Below are 5,190 nucleotides of genomic sequence, written 5' to 3'. Positions count from 1 at the left end.
GACATTAGAAAGAATCGTATTTACTACAGAGGAAATACCAACGCTGATGAAGCAACATACGAGCAGATTCAGGAAATAATGGCAAGAAGGACCTCAGCGATCGTGGCAATAACCTCTGAAGAAACATTCAAGAATGATTTATTTCAACTTGAAGAGTTGTATAATCATATTTCTCACTCTTACAGAGTGGCGAAATTTACTTTAAGCAATATTACAAGCTTACTTTATGAATCAAAGCGAAACCCGCATTATCCCACAGAGTCTTTCGACGAATTCATCGCCAAGATGATCGCAAGAAAAAAGAGTGTTATTGAAAGTTCGATCATGAATAATGACCAAAGAAGGCCTTAATGATATATCTAACGTTGGTGGCGATGTAAGATGAGAAAGAATCGTACGTCCATAATAAAAACTGCCCAAACGGATCTTCCGCTGGCGAGGGACACCCTTGCTGTCGCCCGACAGGATCTTGATTCTGCGATTTGTTTATATGAGCAGGGGTATTACCCACAGGCTCTTTTTTTCCTTCAGCAGGGAGTGGAAAAAGGATGGAAAGCATATGGATATCATAATGGTGTGATCACCCTCGAGCAGGCGAGGACAAACAAAGAAATTGGCCATAAAGGTTCAAAAGTGGCAAACAAATCTCTCCTGAGGTTACGAAATATTATTGGCCCGGCCATTCAACAGGTTAAAATAATTCGGGAAATTATTGACTCACCACAGACAGGCGAATCAGAGAAGGAGTTGTCATATCTCGAAAGACTCGATAATGATTACCACTGGGCTCAGAAAGAGATCGATAAAATTACTGGAAGCAATCAAGTTCCCTTGTCTGCTGAAATTAAAAAGAGACTTGATAGGTTTGGTCTCGATGCCATAAATGAACAGATGTCTGAATCCATTATTAATTCGTCTGAATTCGGTCAGGATATCTGTAATTACATTCGAGAAAATGCCATAGAGAAGGTGCAGATTCTCATTGGTGGTATTCCAACAGCAGACACAATTATTCAGGAAGGTATCAAAGGCACGTTCGACGATCAAAGACTTAGGGAAATCATTCTCTATGCCATGAAGAGTATGATCATCATAAACCCTCTCTTCTATCTTGCAATCATCACCCAGGAGCACGAAAATCAATGCAGGTATCCGGAAAAGGGACGAACTCCCCTTAAAGTCTACTCACATGATCACCCGCTTATTGCAAACTTTCCTGGTATCGCACAGACGGCACAGGAAAGCCTAACCAAAATGAATGATTTATTCCAGTTGCCAATAGTCGGAGGTCTATAATGACATCATATCACACGCTTTCTCACCCTGAAAGGCAGCATAAATGTGAGATCGATAAAGTAGCAAATATCACACCGAGTAATGCCTTCCGATTTCTTTCAATAGCTGAGATGGATCTCGAAGCGTCAGCCATGCTATATGAAAGGGGTCTCTATACCCAGGCAGTCTTTCTCTTTCAACAGTCTGTAGAAAAGGCAACCAAATCATTTGGTTTTCACTTTTGCGGTTTATCAGAGGCCGATGTCCGTTCAGGCAATAAAGTTGGGCATATGACTATCCGGGTATTTGAGCGTTCGGCAGAAAAAGCTTTCAATGAAATGCTTGTTGTTAAAGAGTCGATCGAATCGGAGCCTGAGATTCAGGTTTTGTTCGAGTTAACGGGGTGCGATTTATCACTGTTAGTCGATGGATTTCAATTGATAATTTCCAGATTGAATGAAATTTCAAAAGAACATCATAAATATCGCTCTTTATCTAGTGAGGATATAAAAAATACCCTCTTATCTCTACAAGAGGTTGAGGATCGGATCGCCAACGCCCAAAATCATATTCACGAAGGATCCTATTTGAGCATTGACATTGAAGCCATTAAAAAAGATGTATATCTCAGATTAGAGCCGGTCTTTACTGCCTACCCGGAAGAGAGTGTAGATATAAAAAAAGGGGTGGATGAACTCTTGGACCTAGTTGCCAAGGAACGGTTCTGGAGAGAGTTGATCGCACCCTGTTGCGAACTTGCCGCAGCCATTCTATCATTATTTTACCTCTCCTTCGTGATGCAACCCCATGCCATTGCTTCTCGTTACCCGGATGAAGATTTCGATCCTATGGAGTTCTATACAGAAGAGCTGCCCCTCACCCAGTACATGCCACAACTCTATAGTATCGCGGATAAAACAATCAAACGTCTATACGTGTCCTATGATACAATTAAACTGGAGGATTCCTAAATGAAATCGCTTGAATCCACGCTTGTTGAACTTCCCTTAATTCAATTGCTTAAAGAAAAAGGCTGGGTTTACATCCCAGGAGATAATCTGGAACGAGATAGTTTCAGGGAGCCACTGCTGATATCCACTCTCGTCAGAAAGATACAATCTCTCAACCCAGATATTGAACTAGAAGACACCGAGATCTGGCATATTATCAGAGAACTTCAAATGCGGGGTAATGGGCCTGAGGACCAAAAGAAGATTCTTGAGTTCTTTAAGTATGGTGTTTCTATCAGGATCGAAAAAATTCGGGAGGTGAGGTATATCCGCCTCTTTGATTTTACCTCTCCCTTAAACAACGAGTTCTTCGTAAGTAATCAGGTAATTCATGAGGGAAGAGGCGAACAGGGAGATCAACGGCAGCGTAACGACATAATCTTATATATCAACGGCATCCCCCTCGTCAACATTGAGTGTAAATCGCCTGCAACCCTCACCGAGAACTGGACAAATGCTTTCAACCAGATCAAGGGGTATGAGCAGACTATTCCTGAACTTTATAAATATGTCCAGATCGGTGTTGCAGGTGAACAGATCTTCAAGTACTTCCCCATCGTTCCATGGATGAAGGGGGTTCAGGTCGATGAGTGGAGACTTGAGAAGGAAGAGTATGATCCTCTGAATGCGATCGCCGATATGCTCGATCCTAAGAGGTTGCTCGACATTATCCAGAATTTCCTCTTTATAAGGCGTGAATTTGGTGAAGAGAAGAAGGTGCTGCCACGCTACATCCAGTACCGTGCTGCAAACAAGATGGTCCAGCGTGTCCTCGACAATCTTGCTGGCAAGACTGAGAAGAACAAAGGCCTAATCTGGCACTGGCAGGGCACCGGCAAGACTCTCACTATGATCTTTGCCGCCAATAAACTCTATCTCCACCCGGCTCTTCAGAATCCATCGATCTTCTTTGTCGTGGATCGTATCGATCTCGAAGAACAACTTTACGCCGAATATAACGCTTTAAGCACCGTCCAGCCCGAGATCATCGGAAGTTCAGGAAAACTCAAATCGGTGCTGCTGCATGATGGTGGCAAGGGTAAGAGAGGGATCATGATCACCCTTATCAATAAGTTTAGGCCCGAAGAACTGAATGAATTAGAGAAAGAACTGAAGCAGACAAAAGCGAGTATCGTAGAGCGTAAGAATGTAATTGTCTTCATCGATGAAGGTCACAGATCCCAATATGGCCTTCTTGCCGCCCAGATGAAAGCAATTTTCAAGAAAGCTTTCTTCTTCGCCCTCACCGGCACCCCCATCCAGAAAACCGGGAACCGCAACACTTATAAAGAATTCGGGTACCCGGATGATGATGATTATTATCTTGACCGTTATTTCATCAAAGAATCTATCTCTGAGGGGTATTCTGTTAAGATAGCTTATCAGCCCCGGTTGGAAAAAGAGGACGGAATCAGCCTCAACAGGGAGATGCTCAGGGCGTTCCTTGAGGTCGAACTTGAGGAGATACCTGAAAAATTCCGTGAAAATGTTGAGGACGGTGTCAAAAAGCGTCTCAACATCATCAACCTCTACCTGGAGGGTGAGGACAGAATTGGAAAGGTAGCGGCAGACATTGCTCAACACTTCAAGGAAAACGTCGACGGAAAATTCAAGGCTATGGTCGTTGCCGCAAGCAGGAAGGCCTGCGTACACTACAAAAGGGCACTGGACAAACATCTTCCGCCCGAGCACTCTGAGATCGTAATGACTCACACCGACGACGACGTCGATGAGATCAAGACTTACACAAAGGAACTGAAGAAGCGTTACGGTCTCTCTGACACCGAAGAGATCAACAAACTCCTCAGAGAAAATTTCCGGGACGAAAATGATCTCCCGAAAATCCTCATCGTAACAAGTAAACTGCTCACGGGTTACGACGCTCCCATTCTCCAGACGATGTACCTTGACAAACCTCTCAAGGAACACCGCCTCCTCCAAGCAATCGCTAGGACGAACCGCCCCTATAAGGAAGTAAAAGAGGCGGGCATGATCCTTGATTATGTTGGTGTCCTCAAAGAGATCAAAAAGGCCCTTGAAAATTACAGTGAGAAGGATCTTGAGGGGGCTCTTTACGGCATGGATGCCATCAAGGAAGAATTCGGCCGACTTATGGCTGAACTCATTGAGATCTTCAAAGACGTGAATGTCCGTGCCTATGATAGGGAAATCCTTGTTAAAACACTTGAAATTCTTACCACAGATGAAGAGGTAGGGGAAGCCTTTCTCAAGACATACCGGCATGTGCGGAAGATCTTCGAACTCCTCGGGTCGGATGGCATAACCCTTGACTGGTTCGAAGATTATAAGTGGCTTTCAACGATCTATTCGTGCTACATCAAGCGTGTCCTGCGAGAACAGCCAAATTACACCAGAGATGTCCAGAAATACTTTGAAAAGACTGTTAAGTACGTTCATAAAACCACTGAAGTTCAGGAGATCAATAACTCTATGCCTGTTCTTGAGCTGGACTCGGAATACCTCAAAAGGCTCGAAGAACGTGTTGCTACAAAGAAGGAAAAAGCAGCAAATATCGTCTTTGCCTTAAACCGATTCAGACTGACTGACAAGCGACGGACACCTGCTGACGAAACGATCCTCGATCGTGTTGAAGGACTTATTACACTCTGGAGGGAGAAGACCAAGGACTACGACAAGATCTACGCTGAGGGCGCCGAAATCATCAAGGGCATGCAAACCCTCGAAAAGCGCCAGAAAGAACTCGGACTCTCAAATCTTGAGTATTCCTTCCTCCTTAACGTTGAACAGACCTGGGGATCAAACGAGGCACTTGTCGAGGAGGTCCGGGGTCTCAGCACAGACCTAAGTGGTGATATGTTCCCAGACTGGATCGCCCAGACCAGCGCCAAAAAGAACATAGAACAGAAAATTCGCAAGTTTGTCC

3 protein-coding genes and 1 pseudogene are annotated in these 5,190 nt (G+C 44.2%); all 4 read left to right on the top strand.

Annotated features, from left to right (window positions below):
* Positions 1 to 351, top strand: a pseudogene (locus QCH34_RS06395) (hypothetical protein); the annotation flags it as partial.
* A gap of 30 nt (positions 352 to 381) precedes the next feature.
* Positions 382 to 1,296 (top strand): hypothetical protein, encoded by a 915-nt coding sequence (locus QCH34_RS06390; RefSeq protein WP_300331923.1) that lies wholly within the window; start codon positions 382 to 384, stop codon positions 1,294 to 1,296.
* The gene (locus QCH34_RS06385) at positions 1,296 to 2,246 is read left to right on the top strand and encodes a HEPN domain-containing protein (RefSeq protein WP_300331920.1); all 951 of its coding nucleotides are present in this window, start codon (positions 1,296 to 1,298) and stop codon (positions 2,244 to 2,246) included. Before QCH34_RS06390 ends, QCH34_RS06385 begins: the two co-directional genes overlap by 1 nt.
* Positions 2,247 to 5,190: HsdR family type I site-specific deoxyribonuclease (locus QCH34_RS06380; protein ID WP_300331917.1), on the top strand; the 2,944-nt coding region annotated here is incomplete at its 3' end.

The organism is Methanocalculus sp. (assembly GCF_029762515.1).
Lineage (GTDB): Archaea > Halobacteriota > Methanomicrobia > Methanomicrobiales > Methanocorpusculaceae > Methanocalculus.
Note: the sequence above shows the minus strand (reverse complement) of the source record. Positions and strands in the feature narration are given on the sequence as shown.

Coding starts and splice junctions, on each gene's coding strand:
- QCH34_RS06390 (WP_300331923.1), top strand. CDS start 382: ATGAGAAAGAATCGTACGTCCATAATAAAAACTGCCCAAACGGATCTT.
- QCH34_RS06385 (WP_300331920.1), top strand. CDS start 1,296: ATGACATCATATCACACGCTTTCTCACCCTGAAAGGCAGCATAAATGT.